13 protein-coding genes are annotated in these 17,482 nt (G+C 73.0%); 9 read left to right on the top strand and 4 right to left on the bottom strand.

Translation table 11 applies throughout. The annotated features are described in order from the left end of the window. Positions 1-105: 105 nt before the first annotated feature. Both ACQPW6_RS13295 and ACQPW6_RS13290 read right to left on the bottom strand, forming a co-directional pair. Entirely contained in the window at positions 106-1,335 is a 1,230-nt protein-coding gene (locus ACQPW6_RS13295) for an acetyl-CoA C-acetyltransferase (RefSeq protein WP_433889802.1), read from the bottom strand. A gap of 123 nt (positions 1,336-1,458) precedes the next feature. Next, positions 1,459-2,523, bottom strand: a complete 1,065-nt coding sequence (locus ACQPW6_RS13290; RefSeq protein ID WP_433889801.1) for an SGNH/GDSL hydrolase family protein — start codon at positions 2,521-2,523, stop codon at positions 1,459-1,461. A gap of 182 nt (positions 2,524-2,705) precedes the next feature. Between ACQPW6_RS13290 and ACQPW6_RS13285 the strand changes: the two genes are divergently transcribed. Then, the gene (locus ACQPW6_RS13285; RefSeq protein ID WP_433889800.1) at positions 2,706-4,094 is read left to right on the top strand and encodes a cystathionine beta-synthase; all 1,389 of its coding nucleotides are present in this window, start codon (positions 2,706-2,708) and stop codon (positions 4,092-4,094) included. A gap of 460 nt (positions 4,095-4,554) precedes the next feature. Here ACQPW6_RS13285 and ACQPW6_RS13280 read toward each other — a convergent pair whose 3' ends face one another. Continuing rightward, on the bottom strand, positions 4,555-4,968 hold the full coding sequence (locus ACQPW6_RS13280) for a hypothetical protein (protein ID WP_433889799.1): 414 nt from the start codon (positions 4,966-4,968) through the stop codon (positions 4,555-4,557). A 92-nt stretch (positions 4,969-5,060) separates the two neighbouring features. Between ACQPW6_RS13280 and ACQPW6_RS13275 the strand changes: the two genes are divergently transcribed. The 5 genes from ACQPW6_RS13275 to ACQPW6_RS13255 all read left to right on the top strand — a co-directional run bounded on the left by ACQPW6_RS13275 (position 5,061) and on the right by ACQPW6_RS13255 (position 11,043). Then, entirely contained in the window at positions 5,061-6,395 is a 1,335-nt protein-coding gene (locus ACQPW6_RS13275) for an AMP-binding protein (RefSeq protein WP_433889798.1), read from the top strand. 197 nt (positions 6,396-6,592) lie between these two features. Further along, positions 6,593-8,776 (top strand): MMPL family transporter, encoded by a 2,184-nt coding sequence (locus ACQPW6_RS13270; RefSeq protein WP_433889797.1) that lies wholly within the window; start codon positions 6,593-6,595, stop codon positions 8,774-8,776. Between the two features lie 193 nt (positions 8,777-8,969). Beyond that, positions 8,970-9,335, top strand: a complete 366-nt coding sequence (locus ACQPW6_RS13265; RefSeq protein WP_433889796.1) for a DUF488 domain-containing protein — start codon at positions 8,970-8,972, stop codon at positions 9,333-9,335. Between the two features lie 170 nt (positions 9,336-9,505). Next, entirely contained in the window at positions 9,506-10,357 is an 852-nt protein-coding gene (locus ACQPW6_RS13260) for a MurR/RpiR family transcriptional regulator (RefSeq protein ID WP_433889795.1), read from the top strand. Between the two features lie 146 nt (positions 10,358-10,503). Further along, a complete protein-coding gene (locus ACQPW6_RS13255; RefSeq protein ID WP_433889794.1) occupies positions 10,504-11,043 on the top strand; it encodes a hypothetical protein in 540 nt (179 codons plus the stop codon). A gap of 419 nt (positions 11,044-11,462) precedes the next feature. On the opposite strand, the gene ACQPW6_RS13250 is transcribed toward ACQPW6_RS13255, so the two are convergent. After that, a complete protein-coding gene (locus tag ACQPW6_RS13250) occupies positions 11,463-12,815 on the bottom strand; it encodes a diaminopimelate decarboxylase (RefSeq protein ID WP_433889793.1) in 1,353 nt (450 codons plus the stop codon). A gap of 181 nt (positions 12,816-12,996) precedes the next feature. Between ACQPW6_RS13250 and hutU the strand changes: the two genes are divergently transcribed. The 3 genes from hutU (at position 12,997) to ACQPW6_RS13235 (ending at position 17,473) form a co-directional block, all read left to right on the top strand. After that, on the top strand, positions 12,997-14,658 hold the full coding sequence (hutU, locus tag ACQPW6_RS13245) for a urocanate hydratase (RefSeq protein ID WP_433889792.1): 1,662 nt from the start codon (positions 12,997-12,999) through the stop codon (positions 14,656-14,658). A gap of 275 nt (positions 14,659-14,933) precedes the next feature. Then, entirely contained in the window at positions 14,934-16,139 is a 1,206-nt protein-coding gene (locus tag ACQPW6_RS13240) for an allantoate amidohydrolase (RefSeq protein ID WP_433889791.1), read from the top strand. After that, positions 16,130-17,473 carry a formimidoylglutamate deiminase gene (locus ACQPW6_RS13235; protein WP_433889790.1) on the top strand — a complete coding sequence of 448 codons (1,344 nt, stop codon included), beginning with the start codon at positions 16,130-16,132 and terminating at the stop codon, positions 17,471-17,473. Before ACQPW6_RS13240 ends, ACQPW6_RS13235 begins: the two co-directional genes overlap by 10 nt. Positions 17,474-17,482: the final 9 nt, after the last annotated feature.

Raw genomic sequence — 17,482 nt, 5'->3', positions numbered from 1 at the left:
AGGGAAAATCACATCCTGGGGGCGATTTGATTGCGACTTACGTCACAACTCTGCGTTACGGAGTCGGCCGCGCGCGGAGCGTCACCGCCGCCGTCTCCCGAGTGCTCAGCTCAGCCGCTCGATCACCATCGCCATGCCCTGCCCGCCGCCGACGCACATGGTCTCCAGGCCGAACTGCTTGTCGTGGAACTGCAGGCTGTTGATCAGCGTGCCGGTGATCCGCGCGCCGGTCATGCCGAACGGGTGGCCCACGGCGATCGCGCCGCCGTTGACGTTCAGCCGGTCCAGGTCGATGCCCAGGTCCCGGTAGGACGGGATGACCTGCGCGGCGAACGCCTCGTTGATCTCGACCAGGTCGACGTCGCCGATCGACATACCGGCCCGCCGCAGCGCCTGGTTCGACGCCTCGACCGGCCCGTAGCCCATGATCTCCGGGGACAGCCCGGACACGCCGGTGGAGACCACCCGGGCCAGCGGGGTGATGCCCAGCTCGCGCGCCTTGGTGTCGGACATCACGACCAGCGCGGCGGCCCCGTCGTTGAGCGGGCAGCAGTTGCCCGCGGTCACCGTGCCGTCGGGGCGGAAGACCGGCTTGAGCCCCTGCACGCCCTCCAGCGTGACGCCGGCCCGCGGCCCGTCGTCCGTGGCCACCACCGTGCCGTCCGGCAGCGTCACCGGGGTGATCTCGCGCTCCCAGAAGCCGTTCTTCAGCGCCTCCTCGGCCAGGTTCTGCGACCGGACGCCGAACTCGTCCTGGTCCTGCCGGGTGACGCCCTTCAGCTGCGCCAGGTTCTCCGCCGTCTGCCCCATCGCGATGTACGCGTCGGGCACCACGCCGTCCTCGCGCGGGTCGTGCCAGTCGCCGAGCCCGGCGCTGCCCTGCTCGGCGCGCTGCGCGGTGCGCGCCTGGGCGTCGGCGAAGACCGGGTTCATCGTGTCGGGCAGGCTGTCGGAGTTGCCCTTGGTGAACCGGGAGACCATCTCCACGCCCGCGGAGATGAAGACGTCGCCCTCGCCGGCCCGGATCGCGTGCAGCGCCATCCGGGTGGTCTGGAGCGACGAGGAGCAGTAGCGGGTGACCGTACAGCCCGGCAGGTGGTCCATGCCCATCTGCACGGCGACGATCCGGCCCATGTTGAAGCCCTGCTCGCCGCCGGGCAGCCCGCAGCCCAGCATCAGGTCGTCGATCTGCCGCGGGTCGAGCTGCGGGACCTTGGCCAGCGCGGTCTGGATGATCGTGGCGGCCAGGTCGTCCGGGCGCAGCTGGGTGAGCGACCCCTTGAAGGCGCGCCCGATGGGCGATCGGGCGGCGGAGACGATGACGGCTTCTGGCATCGCGACACTCCTCGTCGAGGCGGGTTCCGAAGCGCTCCAGCCCCCGGCCCGCGGGGCCCGTCGAGCCCCCCGGGCCGCTGAGGCGCGCTTCGCGGCGGGTTTCTGAGCGCTTGCTTACTCGTCTTACCCTACGCCGCCGCTGCCCACCCCCTCCGCTGCCGCCTCCTCCTCGTGCTGCCGGTCGTCCTCGTGCTCCGGCAGCCGCCTGCGCCGCCGCTTCAGCAGCGCCCAGCGCCCGCGCCCGCCCCCGGCCGTGCCGGCCGCCGGCGTCACCTCGGTACCGCCCTCGGCAGCGGCCTCCGCCGCCGCCTCCGCGACCGGCAGGAAGCCCTCGCCGCGGCGCGCGTCCGGCCGCTCGTCGGCCTCCGGCCACAGGCCCAGCGACGCGCAGAGCGTCGGCAGGACGGCCATGGCGGCGGTCGCGTAGCCCTCCGCCGACGGGTGGAAGTTGTCAGGGCCGAACAGCTCGCGCGGCCTGGCCTCGAACTCCGGGCCCAGCAGATCGCCCAGCGACACCGTACGGCCGCCCAGGCCCACCACCGCGATGGTCTGCGCGGCGGCCAGCTGCCGGCTCATCCGCCGGGCCAGCCAGCGCAGCGGCTGGTAGACCGGCTCCACCGAGCCCAGATCGGGACATGTGCCGACCACCACCTGGCAGCCCGCCTCCTGCAACCGCCGCACCGCGTCCGACAGCAGCCGCACCGACACCGCCAGCGGCATCCGGTGCGTCACGTCGTTCGCACCGATCATGATCACCGCGACCTCCGGCGGCTGCCCCACCGGGCCCACCGGGTCGAGCACCAGGTCCACCTGCCGGGCCAGGTCGTCCGACTGGGCGCCCGGCAGCGCCACGTTCACCAGCTTCACCGGCCGCTCGGCGACCGCCGCGAGCCCCGAGGCCAGCAGCGCCCCCGGGGTCTCCCTGGCCCGGTGCACGCCCTGCCCCGCGGCCGTGGAGTCGCCGAGGAAGATCAGCCGCAGCGGCGACTGGCCGCTGCGGTGCGCGAACGCCGAACCGTATCTGCCGTCCGCCCGCGGTGCCACGTCGTCGGAACCGCCCACCACCCGCTTCGCCAGCCGTACCTCGGTCAGCAACAGGCCGACCGCGGCCCCGCCCACCAGGCTGATCCCACCGCCGCCGAACGCCGCCGCGGTCGCGATCCGCCGTGCCACCCTCGCCCTCGACATCGAGCCGGCTCACCTCCCAGTCGTGCGTACCGCCCGCTCGCCGGCCGGCTGCTTACCGGCCCGGCCTACCGACCGGTACAACAATCTGTTGCCCCGTTGGATGCCGCGGGCAACGTCCGCCCGGGATTTCCCGGACACGCCCTAGGCTGGCCCCACCATCACGGAGAACCCGGAGACACACGGTGCAGTTTCACGACTCGATGATCAGCCTCGTCGGCAACACCCCGCTGGTGAAGCTCAACAGCGTGACCGAGGGCATCCAGGCGACCGTCCTGGCCAAGGTCGAATACTTCAACCCCGGAGGTTCGGTCAAGGACCGCATCGCGCTGCGGATGATCGAGGCCGCCGAGGCGAGCGGCGCGCTCAAGCCCGGCGGCACCATCGTCGAACCGACCTCGGGCAACACCGGTGTCGGCCTCGCGATGGTCGCCCAGCGCAAGGGCTACAAGTGCGTGTTCGTCTGCCCCGACAAGGTCTCGGCGGACAAGATCAACGTCATGCGGGCGTACGGCGCGGAGGTGGTGGTCTGCCCGACCGCCGTCGATCCCAGCCACCCCGACTCGTACTACAACGTCTCCGACCGGCTGGTCACCGAGACGCCCAACGCCTGGAAGCCCGACCAGTACAGCAACCCGAACAACCCGCTGTCGCACTACCACTCCACCGGCCCCGAGCTGTGGGAGCAGACCGACGGGCGGATCACCCACTTCGTGGCCGGCGTCGGCACCGGCGGCACGATCAGCGGCACCGGCCGCTACCTCAAGGACGCCAGCGACGGCCGGGTCAAGGTGATCGGCGCCGACCCCGAGGGGTCGGTCTACAGCGGCGGCTCCGGGCGCCCCTACCTGGTCGAGGGGGTCGGCGAGGACTTCTGGCCGGACGCCTACGACCGCGACGTGGCCGACGGGGTCGTCGCCGTCTCCGACAAGGACTCCTTCCAGATGACCAGGCGGCTGGCCCGCGAGGAGGGCCTGCTCGTCGGCGGCTCCTGCGGGATGGCCGTGGTCGCCGCGCTGAAGGTGGCCGAGGAGCTCGGTCCTGACGACGTGGTGGTGGTGCTGCTGCCCGACAGCGGGCGCGGCTACCTGTCGAAGATCTTCAGCGACGAGTGGATGAGCTCGCACGGCTTCCTCGACGACAGCGAGGGCCAGGCCCGGGTCTCCGACGTGCTGCTGCACAAGGACGGCGAGCTGCCGCAGCTGGTGCACATGCACCCCGACGAGACGGTCGGGCAGGCGATCGAGGTGCTGCGCGAGTACGGCGTGTCGCAGATGCCGGTGGTCAAGCCCGGCGCCGGGCACCCGGACGTGATGGCGGCGGAGGTGATCGGCTCGGTGGTGGAGCGCGAGCTGCTGCACGCACTGTTCTCCAAGCGGGCCGGCCTCGACGACCCGCTGGAGAAGCACCTGTCCAAGGCGCTGCCGCAGGTCGGGTCCGGCGAGCCGGTGGGCGACCTGATGACGGTGCTGGAGGGCGCGGACGCGGCGATCGTGCTGGTGGAGGGCAAGCCGACGGGTGTGGTCAGCCGGCAGGACCTGCTGGCGTTCCTCGCCGGGCACGGCGGCGCGTGAGGCCGGCCGGCCGCGCGTGAGGCCGGCGGCGGGAACCCGGGGGGACTTCGCCGAAGTGGTACACACGCGACACGCGCACGCAGCACGGGCTTAACACGCGTCCGGCAGATTGGGCGTTGTCGAAACGGGGCCGGGTCACCGGCTCCACCTCGACCGCAGATGTGGCGCCAAGGCTTCCGGAGCGGCTCCCGGACTCCATGGTGACCCGGACGCGCCAGCCGTGCCCTCGGGCCCGGCCCGCGTCCCCCGCGGGAACCGCCGTCGTCCCGCCCCCCGGATTTATCCCGGGGGTGCGGCGGTTCCCGCGTTAATCTCCCTTTTTTCAGGCTCGCTCGCCAAGGGCCGCTTGGATCCGGCTTCGACGCTCCTCTTCGAGCGGCCCCTCGTTCCTCAGGGCCTCCTCATCGTCGCTTTCGAAACCGGCGCGGCCCTCGGCTCGCTCGCATCAGGGGTGGTTGCGCTAGTCCTCCCGGTCCTGGCGGCCCCTCGGGGTGAACCAGGTGCCGAGGCCCTGGGCGATGTTCACGCCCACGATGCCCGCCCATGTGATGAACAGGCCCGCCGTGCCCGCGTTCACCGCGCCGATCGCGGAGAGCGGGATCGCGGCGATCATCGTGAAGCCGGCGAAGCCGTACCGCGCGAAGCGCGGGTTGCTCTGCGGGGGGCCGATGGGGCGGCGGTCGGCGCGCACGAACGAGGTCTGCTGCTGCGCCATCTCCCGTCGCACGCTGCGCTCCACGTGGCTGTCCACGCGCTGCGACATCTTGTCCATGAACGAGTCGACGAGCTCCGACTCGTACTCGTCACCGAGATCCTTGCGGGCCTGCAAGGTCGCGGCGAGTTCCTTCTTCAGTTCCGGGTCCCGGGCGTCCATGGGACCCACCGTAGAGAACCGGAAGGGTGGGCGACACTGGGGTTACCCCCCGTTTTCCCCGGGGGTCTGCCGTCCCTGAGGAGGATTCCGCCATGCCGCTGCCGCTGCTCACGGCCCTGCACACCGGCGGCGACCGGCCGGACGCGGTGACCGTCGCCGGGCAGAGCTGCTCCTATGAGGAGCTGACGGGCGCGGCCGGGGCGGTGGCCCGCCGGGTGGCCGGAGCGGCGGCGTTCGCCGTGACGGCGACGGCCTCGCTGGACACGGTCGCGGCCGTGGTCGGCGGGCTGCTGGCCGGGGTGCCCGTGGTGCCGGTCGCGCCGGACGCCGGGCCGGCCGAGCGCGAGCACATCCTGCGCGACTCCGGCGCGCGGCTGGTGCCGGTGGACTTCACCGAGCGCGCCGACTTCGCCGGCGCCGAGCCGCCGCCGTCCGCGACCGCCCTGGTGCTGTACACCTCGGGCACCACGGGACCGCCCAAGGGCGTCCTGCTGTCCCGCGCGGCGCTGGCCGCCGACCTGGACGCGCTGGCGGCGGCCTGGGAGTGGACGGCCGAGGACACCCTCGTCCACGGCCTGCCGCTGTTCCACGTGCACGGCCTGGTGCTCGGCGTGCTGGGCGCGCTGCGCACCGGCAGCCGGCTGGTGCACACCGGCCGGCCCACCCCGCAGGCGTACGCGGCGGCGGCCGGCAGCCTCTACTTCGGCGTGCCCACCGTCTGGCACCGGGTGGTGCGCGACGAGCCCGCCGCGCGGGCGCTGGCCGGCGCCCGGCTGCTGGTGTCGGGGAGCGCGCCGCTGCCCGCGCCGGTCTTCCGCGACCTGCTGGCGCTCACCGGGCAGGCCCCGGTGGAGCGGTACGGCATGACCGAGACGCTGATCACGCTGAGCGCGCGGGCCGCGGGGGAGCGGCGCCCGGGAGCGGTCGGCACCCCGCTGGCCGGGATCACCACCCGGATCGCCGAGTCCGCCGACGGCATCGGCGAGCTGCAGGTGCAGGGCCCCACCTTGTTCGACGGCTACCTCGGCCGGCCCGAGGCGACCGCCGCCTCGTACACCGCCGACGGCTGGTTCCGTACCGGCGACATCGCCTCGGTGGACGAGGACGGCACCCACCGGATCGTCGGCCGGGCCTCGACGGACCTGATCAAGTCCGGCGGCTACCGGATCGGCGCCGGCGAGGTGGAGAACGCGCTGCTGGACCATCCGGCGGTCCGCGAGGCCGCGGTGGTCGGCGCGCCGGACGCGGACCTCGGCCAGCAGGTGGTCGCCTATGTGGTGGCCGACGGCGTGACGGCCGCCGAACTCACGGATTTCGTCGCCGTCCGGCTGTCGGTGCACAAGCGGCCGCGCGCGGTCCGCTTCCTGCCTGAACTGCCGCGCAACGCGATGGGCAAGCCGCAAAAGCGGTTGCTGCCGCCGCTGTGAGCGGATAGCTATACAGGTACCCCCGCCGGTTGTGACTTGTCGGGCGGCAAGTAAGCTCACGGGCACCAGTCCCCGAAGTTGTACCCGAAGTCCAGACGCACACCACCGGCCGGCGCCACGCGCCGTCCGGGTCGCCGATACCCGGGCCCCGCTCCAAAGGGTGGCGGTGATTCGTCCTGCCATGGAGGCAGCACCGCATGTTCCACCGCATCGGACGCGTAGTCGTCCGCCATCCCGTATGGACGATTGTCGCGTGGCTCATCGCAGCCGTCGCGATCGTCGCCACAGCGCCGAGTCTGCCGTCGAACAGCGACGAAAGTAGCTTCCTCCCCAGCAGCTACCAGTCGATCAAGGCGATGGACATCCAGGAGAAGGCGTTCCCCTCCAACTTCACGCCGTCCGCGATCGTGCTCTACCAGCGGAACGACAACGCCCCGCTGACCGCCGCGGACAAGGCGGAGATCAGCAAGATCACCCACGATCTGGGCACCAAGAAGATCGACCAGGTCCAGAAGGTCATCGACGGCAGCCTGTCCAAGGACGGCAAGTACCAGACGTCGCTGGTCCAGATGAACAAGGAGTCCGCCGGCCAGCCCAAGCAGGCCGACGCGGCCAAGGAGCTGCGCAAGGACTCCACCGCGCTCGCCAAGGGCACCGACCTCAAGGTGCAGCTCGGCGGTCAGGCCGCGCAGGCGCTCGACCAGCAGGAGGCCGGCAACACCTCGGACGCGGTGGCCCTGGTCGGCTCGCTGCTGATCATCATCATCACGCTGCTGATCATCTTCAGGTCGCCGATCATCGCGATCATGCCGCTGCTCATCCTGACCGGTGTGGTGTTCACCACGTCGAACGCGCTGATCGCGGACGCCACCAAGCTGTTCGGGCTGAAGGCGAACAACTCGCTGTCGGCGCTCCTGATCGTGGTGGTGCTCGGCGTCGGCACCGACTACTTCCTGTTCCTGATGTTCCGCTACCGAGAACGGCTGCGGGCGGGTGACGAACCCAAGCAGGCGATGATCAACAGCGTCACCAGGGTCGGCGAGGCCATCGCCTCGGCGGCCGGCGCGGTGATCATCTCCTTCCTGGCGCTGACCCTGTCCACCCTGGGCTTCCTCACCCAGCTCGGCCCGGCGCTGGCCATCCTGGTCGCGGTCACCCTGATCGCCGGACTGACGCTCTTCCCGGCGATCTGCTCGCTGATCCCGCCGCGGGCGCTGTTCTGGCCCGGCAAGAAGTGGCAGCAGGAGCCGAGCGACGCGCGGTTCGCCGCGATCGGCCGGATGCTCGGCAAGAAGTCCGGCCTGGTGGCGATCGTCTCCGGCCTGGTCATGGTGCTGCTGGCGCTGGGCACCCTCGGCTTCAAGGCGAACTACGACCTGGCCTCGGGGTCCATCCCCAAGACCAAGGAGTCCATGGTCGTCCAGGACACCATGGAGAAGGCGTACTCGGCCGGCGCCGCCGACCCGACCTCGGTCTTCCTGCGCACCACCGACGGCAAGCCGCTCACCGGCGTGGACTTCACGGCGTTCGAGAGCAAGCTGCGGCAGACCGACGGCGTCGCGGACGCCACGTTCGACCAGAGCAAGGACCTCAGCAAGGACAAGAGCACCGCGCTGTTCTCGCTGACGCTGAAGTACTCCGGCGCCAGCGACCAGGCGATCTCCGCGGTCGGCAAGGTCCGTACGGTGGCGAGCGACAACGCGCCGCCGGGAACCGACGCGGTGGTCGGCGGCACGTCCTCGATCTACCGGGACATCAACGCGGCCGTCAACCACGACTACCGCACGGTCTTCCCGGTCGCCGCGATCCTGATCATGATCATCCTGGGACTGCTGCTGCGCAGCGTGGTGGCGCCCTGGTACCTGATCGCCTCGGTGGCGCTCGGCTTCGGCGCGACCCTCGGCTCCACGGTGCTGATCTTCGGCCGCGGCGACGGGCTGATCTTCATGCTGCCGATCATCATGTACCTGTTCGTGGTGGCGATCGGCACGGACTACAACATCCTGATGATCGCCCGGCTGAGAGAGGAGGCCCGCGAGGGCCGCAATCCACGCGAGGCGGCGGCAGAGGCGCTGCGGCACGCGGGGCCGACGATCGGCGCGGCCGGGTTCATCCTGGCGGCGACCTTCGCCACCCTCATGCTGTCCGGGAACACCTTCCTGACCGAGATGGGCTTCGCGATCGCCTTCGGCATCGTGATCGCCGCGTTCGTGATGGCGATGTTCTTCACCCCGGCGCTCACCGCGCTCATCGGCCACGCGGCCTGGTGGCCGGGCCACGCGGACCGCGGCGCGGACCACGGTTCGCTGGTCGCGGCCGGCAGCCAGGGCGCGGCCGGGCAGCAGGACCGCCAGCTGGACGAGAGCGGCCGGCAGCACTGAGCCGCAGCGGGCCGCCGCTCAGCGGCGGCCCGGACGCACGACCGAGGGCCGGACGGTGGATCACCCACCGTCCGGCCCTCGGGCTGTGCGGGCCTTTGCGCCGGGCTCCTATGCGCGCGCCGGGCGGTCCTCACGGTGGGTCGATACGCTCGGCGGGTGGGGCAGGCCGCCCGGCGACGAGTGAGGTGCCGTCATGACGCAGCAGGTCGCGTACCGCAGGATCTATGAGGAGCCCGCGGCCGGGGACGGCACGCGCGTGCTCGTCGACCGGGTGTGGCCGCGCGGGATGCGCAAGGACGCGGCCCGGCTCGACACGTGGCTGCGGGACATCGCCCCCTCCACCGACCTGCGCCGCTGGTACGGCCACGACCCCGAGCTGTTCGCCGGGTTCCGCGACCGCTACCGGGCGGAGCTGGACGACTCCGCGCACGAGGCGGCCGTGGCGCAGCTGCGCGAGCTCGCCGCCGGGGCGGGCACGGGCGGGCTGACGCTGCTGACCGCCACCAAGGAGCTGGAGCTCAGCCACGCCGCCGTGCTCGCGCGGTGGCTGGGGGAGTGAGCGGTCGGGCAGCCGACCCGGTTGACCCGGTTGACCCGGTTGACCCGGTTGACCTGGTTGACCCGGTGCGGGGCTTGCCTGGCTGCATAACGTCATGCAGAGTCGGGGAGCGGTGAATAACCGCGGTGGACGCGGGAGTGCGCGTCGCGGTGCGGAGGGACGGACGGGCGATGAGTGACGGGACCGGGGCGGCCGGCGCCTCCGCGCGGCTGCTCGCGCTCTTCGAGGCGCACCGGCTGACCCCCACCCAGCGGCGGATCGCGCACTGCCTGGTCCGCAAGGCCGCCGAGGCGCCGTTCCTGTCCAGCGTGGAGCTGGCCGAGTTCGCCGGGGTCAGCCAGCCCTCGGTCACCCGGTTCGCCGTCGCCCTCGGCTTCGACGGCTACCCGGCGCTGCGCCGCCACCTGCGGGAGGTCGCGCCGGTACGGGCCGAGCCCGCCGCGGCCGGGTACAACGAGTACCAGCAGGCCGTGCACGCCGAGATCGAGAACCTGCGGCACCTGGCCGAACTCCTCGCCGACCCCGCGCCCGTCACCCGGGCCGCCGCCGTCCTCGCCGCCTCCCGGCCGCTGCCGGTGCTCGGGCTGCGGGCCGCCGCCGCCCAGGCCCGCGGCTTCGCGTACTTCGCGGCCAAGGTGCACCCCGATGTGCGGCTGCTCGACGAGGGCGGCACGTTGCTCGCCGACCGGATCGACGGGGCTGTGCGGGCCGGGGCGAGCGCGCTGCTGTGCTTCGCGCTGCCCCGGCACCCGCGGGAGGTGCTCGGCGCGCTGCGCCAGGCGCGGGAGAGCGGGCTGACGGTGGTCACCGTCGCCGACAGCGCGTTCGCGCCCGTCGCCGCGCACAGCGACCTGCTGCTGCCCGCGGCCGTCGGCACCGGCCTGGCCTTCGACACCCCGTGCGGGCCGATGCTGCTCGGCCGGGTGCTCCTGGAGTCCATGTGCGACGACCTGCCGGACGCGCAGGCCCGCCTGGAGGAGTTCGACGCGCACGCGGCGGCCCGCGGGGTCTTCGCCGACTGAGCCGGGCGTAGCCGGGGTCGTCCCCGGGGCGTGTCCGGGCCCACGTCTTAACGAAAATCTGAGAATCGCGAAGTACGCTCCCGACCACTTACCGGGTGCGGCCGCGCGCTGCGGCGACCCTTGGAGCGGTACGGAGGAGGCGCGGGATGGCGCGCGGGGCCTACACATTGGCGCGGGTGGCGGTGAGGGTGCGCGCGGCGGCGTGCTGGCTGTGGTGGCTGGGCGTGATCGCCGCGGCGCCCGGCACGGCGGTGACGTTCAGTCCGACCGGGCGGCGGATCGGCGTGATGGCCGGCGCGGCGCTCTTCATCGTCACGGCGGTGACCGCGTACCTCGTACGGGTCGGACGCTACGAGGAGCGGGCGGAAGCGGCGTCGCGGGCCGCGAAGACGGTGATTCTGCAGGACCGCAGGGTGACCGCGCGGACGTGGCTGCTGCGGCGGAGGTGGTGGCTGCTCGCGGCTTTCGTGGTGGCCGCGGCGTCATCGCTGGCGCTGCCGTGCGCCGGCGGCATGCTCATGGCCGGCCTCGGCGCCGGCCTCTGGGCCAGGTCCCGCCGCGTGGCCCGCATAGAACGCCGCGGCGACGCCCTGTTGTGGGTCCGCCTCGACGGCAACCCGTCCGCCTACCACCTCACCGGCATAGCCGCCGGCGACGCGGCCCCGGGCGGCGGCCCCCGCAGATAGCCCCGGGCTCCGTCCGGGGATTCCCCCGGCCCAGCCCCTTCGGGCCGTCGCGGGACCGTCCGCCCGGTGGTGGGCTGGTCGCGCCCACGCGGCGGAGCCGCACATCAGAAACAGCCCCGCGCCCCTTCGGGGCCCGCCGTACGTCCCCGGGTCCGATTCCGTCCGCGCCCCGGTGGTGGGCTGGTCGCGCAGTTCCCCGCGCCCCTAGGTAGGTGCCCCTTGCGGCCAGCGGTCATCTGCGCCCCGTAGGGGGCGCGGGGAACTGCGCGATAAGCCACGACGGTGCCGCGGATTGGCAACCGGGGTTCGTGCCCCGAAGGGGCGCGGGGCTGTTTCTGATGTGCGGCTCCGCCGCGTGGGCGCGACCAGCCCACCACCGGGGCGCGGGTGGGGAGCCGGGGCCGGGCCCCGGAGGGGCGTTAGCCGCGGCGCAGGGGCGGGAGGTTCGCGCCGCTTTCCGCGAGGAGTTCGGGAAGCGTCTGCGGCGCCCGCACCGGGGCGAAATCCACCGTGCCGTCCGCGTGGGCGGTGAAAGCCCAGACTGCCGGGCGCGGCAACGAGTTGTAGGCGAAGTGGTTCGAGAAGTAGTACGCGCCGGTGTCGAGGAGCGCCACATGATCCCCCGCCTCGAGAAGCGGAAGCGCGCGCCCCGTAGCGACGAGATCCCCGGCGAAGCAGCACGGGCCGGCCACGTCCTGGACGGCCTGCTCGCCGCCCTTCGGGTAACCCTTGCCGTCGAGGGCGAGCACCCGCAGGGGCCACGCGCCGGGGGTGAACACCGTGCGGGTGGCGACCTGCGCGCCCGCGTGGGTGACCGCGATCCGCCGGCCGCCGGCCGACTTCGCGTACTCGACCCGCGCGAGCACCGTCCCGTTCTTCGCGAGCAGCGCCCGCCCGAACTCCGTGACCAGCCCGTACCGCCCGTCGAAGAGCCCGGGCACCCGCGCCCGCAGCAGATCCGCGTAGTCGGTGAACGACGGCGTGACCTCGTCGGAGCCGAAGTTGACCGGCAGCCCGCCGCCGATGTCGAGCACCGTCACCTGCTGCCGCCCGGCCGCCGCGTTGATCCGTTCGGCCAGCTCGTAGGCGGCGAGCACCCCCGCCGCCATCAGTTCCAGCGGCACCCCCTGCGAACCGGTGTGCGTGTGAAGCCGGTTCAGCCAGGGCCGCCGCGCGTAGGCGGCGAGCACCCAGTCGAGCGCGCCGGGATCCCGCAGCGCCACCCCGAACTTCGACGTGGCCGTGGCCGTACTCATCGCGTCGATGCTGCCGCCGCCGACCTGCGGGTTGACCCGCAGCCCGATCGGCGCGGCGCAGGGGCCGCCGTCGAGCAGCCCGTCGATCCTGGCGAGCTCCTGCGGGTTGTCCGCGTTGACCGCGATGCCGAGCGCGAGCGCCTCGCGCAGCTCCGCCACCGTCTTGGCGGGCGAGTCGAGTACGGTCGCCGCCGCCGGGATGCCCGCGGCGCGCGCGAGCGCCAGCTCGCCGGGGCTGGCCACCTCCGCGCCGAGCCCGCACTCGCCGAGCAGCGCGAGCACCGGCACCAGCGAGGCCGCCTTGACCGCGAACGTATGGGTGATCGCCACGCCCGGCGTGGCGAAGGCCGCGTGCAGCGCCCGCGCCGACCGTTCGATGCCGGTGGCGTCGAGCAGCCCGGTCACCGGCTCGGCCGCCCCGACCAGACCCTGCCGCACCGCCGCGTGCAGCGCGAGCTCCCGCCGGGTGCCGGCCTCGTCCCAGCCGGTCTCGTTCGTCACAGCAGCGTCGGTCATGGCGGACATCCCACCATCCCGCCGCGGCGAGCCGCCACCCGGCCTTGTTGACTAGAGCTATTCAGGTGACCAGGATGTGAATAGATCTGCTGAACAGCCGACGCGGCGGACGAGGCGCGGCGGACCGGACGCGGTGGATTCCAGACCCAGTGGACGGGCAGTCAACGAGGAGGCCGGACCGATGACGGGACCGAGGCCGGTGCGCGCGCCGCGCGGCACCGAACTGAGCGCTCAGGGCTGGCCGCAGGAGGCGGCGCTGCGGATGCTCCAGAACAACCTGGACCCCGAGGTCGCCGAGCACCCCGACAAGCTCGTCGTCTACGGCGGCACCGGCAAGGCCGCCCGCGACTGGAACTCCTTCGACGCGATGGTCCGCACCCTGCGCGGCCTGAAGCAGGACGAGACGATGCTCGTCCAGTCCGGCCGCCCGGTCGGCGTCATGCAGACCCACGAGTGGGCGCCGCGGGTGCTGATCGCCAACTCCAACCTGGTCGGCGACTGGGCCACCTGGGAGGAGTTCCGCCGCCTCGAAGCCCTCGGCCTGACGATGTACGGGCAGATGACGGCCGGTTCGTGGATCTACATCGGCACCCAGGGCATCCTGCAGGGCACCTACGAGACGTTCGCCGCGGTCGCCGAGAAGAGGTTCGGCGGCACGCTGGCCGGCACCATCACGCTGACCGCCGGGCTCGGCGGCATGGGCGGCGCCCAGCCGCTGGCCGTCACCATGAACGGCGGCGTGGTGATCTGCGTCGACTGCGACCCGCGGGCCATCGACCGCCGGATCGAGCACCGCTACCTCGACGTCCGCGCCGACTCCCTCGACCACGCCCTGCGGCTGGCCACCGAGGCCCGCGACGCGCGCCGCCCGCTGTCCATCGGCGTGCTCGGCAACGCCGCCGACGCCGTGCCCCGGCTGCTCGCCATGGACGCACCCATCGACATCGCCACCGACCAGACCTCCGCGCACGACCCGCTCGCCTACCTGCCGCTCGGCGTCGAACACGCCGACATGGCCGACTACGCCGCCGCCAAGCCCGCCGAGTTCACCGAGCGGGCCCGCGAGTCGATGGCCAAGCACGTCGAGGCGATGGTCGGCTTCCAGGACGCCGGCGCCGAGGTCTTCGACTACGGCAACTCCATCCGCGGCGAGGCCAAGCTGTACGGCTACGACCGCGCCTTCGCCTTCCCCGGCTTCGTCCCCGCCTACATCCGCCCGCTGTTCTGCGAGGGCCGCGGCCCGTTCCGCTGGGCCGCGCTGTCCGGCGAGGCGTCCGACATCCACAAGACCGACCAGGCCATCCTCGACCTCTTCCCGGAGAACGAGTCGCTGGCCCGCTGGATCCGGCTGGCCGGCGAACGCGTCCACTTCCAGGGCCTGCCGGCCCGGATCTGCTGGCTCGGCTACGGCGAACGCGACCGCGCGGGCGAACGCTTCAACGAGATGGTCGCCGACGGCACCCTTGCCGCCCCGATCGTGATCGGCCGCGACCACCTCGACGCCGGCTCCGTCGCCTCCCCCTACCGCGAGACCGAGGCCATGCGCGACGGTTCCGACGCGATCGCCGACTGGCCGCTCCTGAACGCGATGGTGAACGTGGCCTCCGGCGCGTCGTGGGTGTCGATCCACCACGGCGGCGGCGTAGGGATCGGCCGCAGCATTCACGCCGGCCAGGTGACGGTGGCCGACGGTTCGGCACTCGCCGCGGAGAAGATCCGCCGGGTGCTGACGAACGACCCGGGGATGGGCGTGATCCGCCACGTGGACGCGGGTTATCCGGAGGCGGAAGAGGTGGCGGCGGGGCGCGGGGTGCGCACCCCCATGCGGGAGCACCTGCGGTGAGCGAGCCACCCAACAACGGCGCCCAGCCGGGGCCCGGGTCCTCAATCGCCGGACGGGCTTCTCTTCCCCGCCCACCCGCCCCTTTGTCCTCAATCGCCGGACGGGCTGAAAACGTGTCCTCAAGCGCCGGACGGGCTGGTTCTTCGGGGCCCGGCGAGCGAAAAACAGCCCCTCCGGCGTTTGAGGAGCGGGGTCCAGGGGCGGAGCCCTTGGTTTCGGGAAGGGGCGGGGTAGGGGAGCAGACCGCCGGAGGCGACCCCAGCGGATTTCGGGAGATGTGGCGGGACCTCCTGCCCATCGGCCGGGACGGCCGGACGCTCGGCTACCGCCGGTTCGCGTGGACGTCCGCCGACGGGGACTGCCGCGCCTGGTTCAAAGCGCAGGCGCAAACCCGCGGCCTCGCCTACGAGGAGGACCGCAACGGCAACCAGTGGGCCTGGCAGGGCAACCCCCTCGCCGGGGAGGCGATCGTCACCGGGTCGCACCTGGACTCCGTCCCGGACGGCGGCCCCTTCGACGGCCCCCTCGGCGTGATCTCCGCCTTCGCCGCCCTCGACGAACTCAAGGCCCGCGGCGCCGAGCCGCACAAACCCCTCGCCGTCGTCAACTTCGCCGACGAGGAAGGCGCCCGCTTCGGCCTCGCCTGCACCGGCTCCCGCCTGACGGCGGGAAAGCTCACCGCCCAGGCGGCCCGCGACCTGCGTGACGCCGACGGCGTCACCCTCGCCGCCGCGATGGAGAGCGCGGGCCACGACCCGATGGCGATCGGCCCCGACCCCGAACGCCTCTCCCGCATCGCCGCCTTCGTCGAACTGCACGTCGAGCAGGGCCGCGCCCTGGACGAGCTGGCCGCCCCGGTCGGCCTCGCCTCCGCCATCTGGCCGCACGGCCGCTGGCGGTTCGACTTCCACGGCGAGGCCAACCACGCCGGCACCACCCGTCTTGAGGACCGGCACGACCCGATGCTGACCTACGCCAACACCGTGCTGGCCGCCCGCAAGAAGGCCAGGGTCGCCGGGGCGCTGGCCACCTTCGGCAAGGTCAGCGTCGAGCCCAACGGCGTCAACGCCATCGCGTCCCTGGTCAGCGGCTGGCTGGACTCCCGCGCCGCCGACGAGGCCACCCTCGCCGAAGTGGTGGCCGCGGTGCGGAAGGCCGCCGTCGAGCGCGGCGAACGGGACGGCGTGCGGGTGACCGTGGCGCGGGAGTCGTTCACCCCGGTGGTGGAGTTCGCGCACGACCTGCGGGACCGGCTCGCGGCCCTGCTGACCGGCGAGGGCGCCCGTACGGCCGTGCCCGTTCTGCCGACCGGCGCGGGACACGACGCGGGAATCCTCTCCGAGGCCGTCCCGACCGCCATGCTGTTCGTACGCAACCCCACCGGGGTCTCGCACTCCCCGGCCGAGTCGGCCGCCGAGGACGACTGCCTGGCCGGGGTGACCGCACTCGCCGACGTACTGGAAGGCCTCGCGTGCAGGTGACCTACTGGCTCGAGCACGCCTGGCTCGGCACGCACGCCGAGCCCGATGTCCTGCTGGCCGTCACGGACGGCCGGATCACCGAACTGCGCACCGGCGTGACCGCCGCCCCGCCCGGCGCCACCGTGCTGCGCGGCCTGACCCTGCCGGGCCTGGCGAACGCGCACAGCCACGCCTTCCACCGGGCGCTGCGCGGCCTGACCCAGGTCGGCTCCGGCACCTTCTGGACCTGGCGCGAGATGATGTACTCCGCCGCCTTCCGCCTCACCCCCGACTCGTACTTCGACCTCGCCCGCGCCGTCTACGCCGAGATGGCGCTGGCCGGCATCACCTGCGTCGGCGAGTTCCACTACCTGCACCACCAGCAGGGCGGCACCCCGTACGACAACCCCAACGCGATGGGCGAGGCGCTGCTCGCCGCCGCGGCCGAGGCCGGCATCCGGATCACCCTGCTCGACACCGCCTACCTGCACGGCGGCCTGACCCGCGGCGGCTACCGGCCGCTGGAGGGCCCCCAGACCAGGTTCGGCGACGGCACCGGCGACCGCTGGTACGACCGCTGGTCGCAGCTCAAGGGCGGCGACCAGGCCAGGATCGGCGCGGCGCTGCACTCGGTGCGGGCCTTCTCCGACCGGGACGGCTACCGCAGGTTCGCCGAGCGGACCGCCGAAGTGCCCACCCACATCCACCTGTCGGAGCAGCCCGCCGAGAACGAGGCGTGCCTGGCCGTGCACGGCCGCACCCCCGCCCGGCTGCTGGCCGACTCCGGCTTCTGGCGGCGGAACACCACCGCCGTGCACGCCACCCACCTGACCGGCGAGGACATCTCGCTGATCGGGCGCTCCGGCAGCACGGTGTGCATGTGCCCCACCACCGAACGGGACCTCGCCGACGGCATCGGCCCGGCGCCCCAACTGCGCGGCGCCGGAGCGGCGCTGAGCCTGGGCAGCGACAGCCACGCGGTGATCGACCTGTTCGAGGAGGCGCGCGCGATGGAGCTGAACGAGCGGCTGCGCAGCCGTGCCCGCGGCCACTGGACCGCCGCCCAACTGCTGCGCGCGGCCACCGAGGACGGCCATGCCTGCCTGGGCTGGCCGGACGCGGGCCGCCTGGAGGCCGGCGCGCTCGCCGACTTCACGACGATCGCACTCGACTCCGTGCGCACCGCGGGGCCGCCGCCCCGGCTCGGCGGCGAGACCGCGGTATTCGCCGCGACCGCGGCGGACGTTCGGCATACCGTGGTGGCCGGCCGGCCGGTCGTCCGCGACGGGCAGCACCTGCTGGTCCAGGACGTGCCCGCCGCACTGGCCGCGGCGATCGCCGCCGTACACGAATGACCGGCACCC

The sequence above is a fragment of the Streptomyces sp. CA-111067 genome (genome assembly GCF_050956065.1).
Lineage (GTDB): Bacteria > Actinomycetota > Actinomycetes > Streptomycetales > Streptomycetaceae > Actinacidiphila.
The sequence above is the reverse complement of the archived record's forward strand: the minus strand, read 5'-3'. Positions and strand labels throughout refer to the sequence as shown.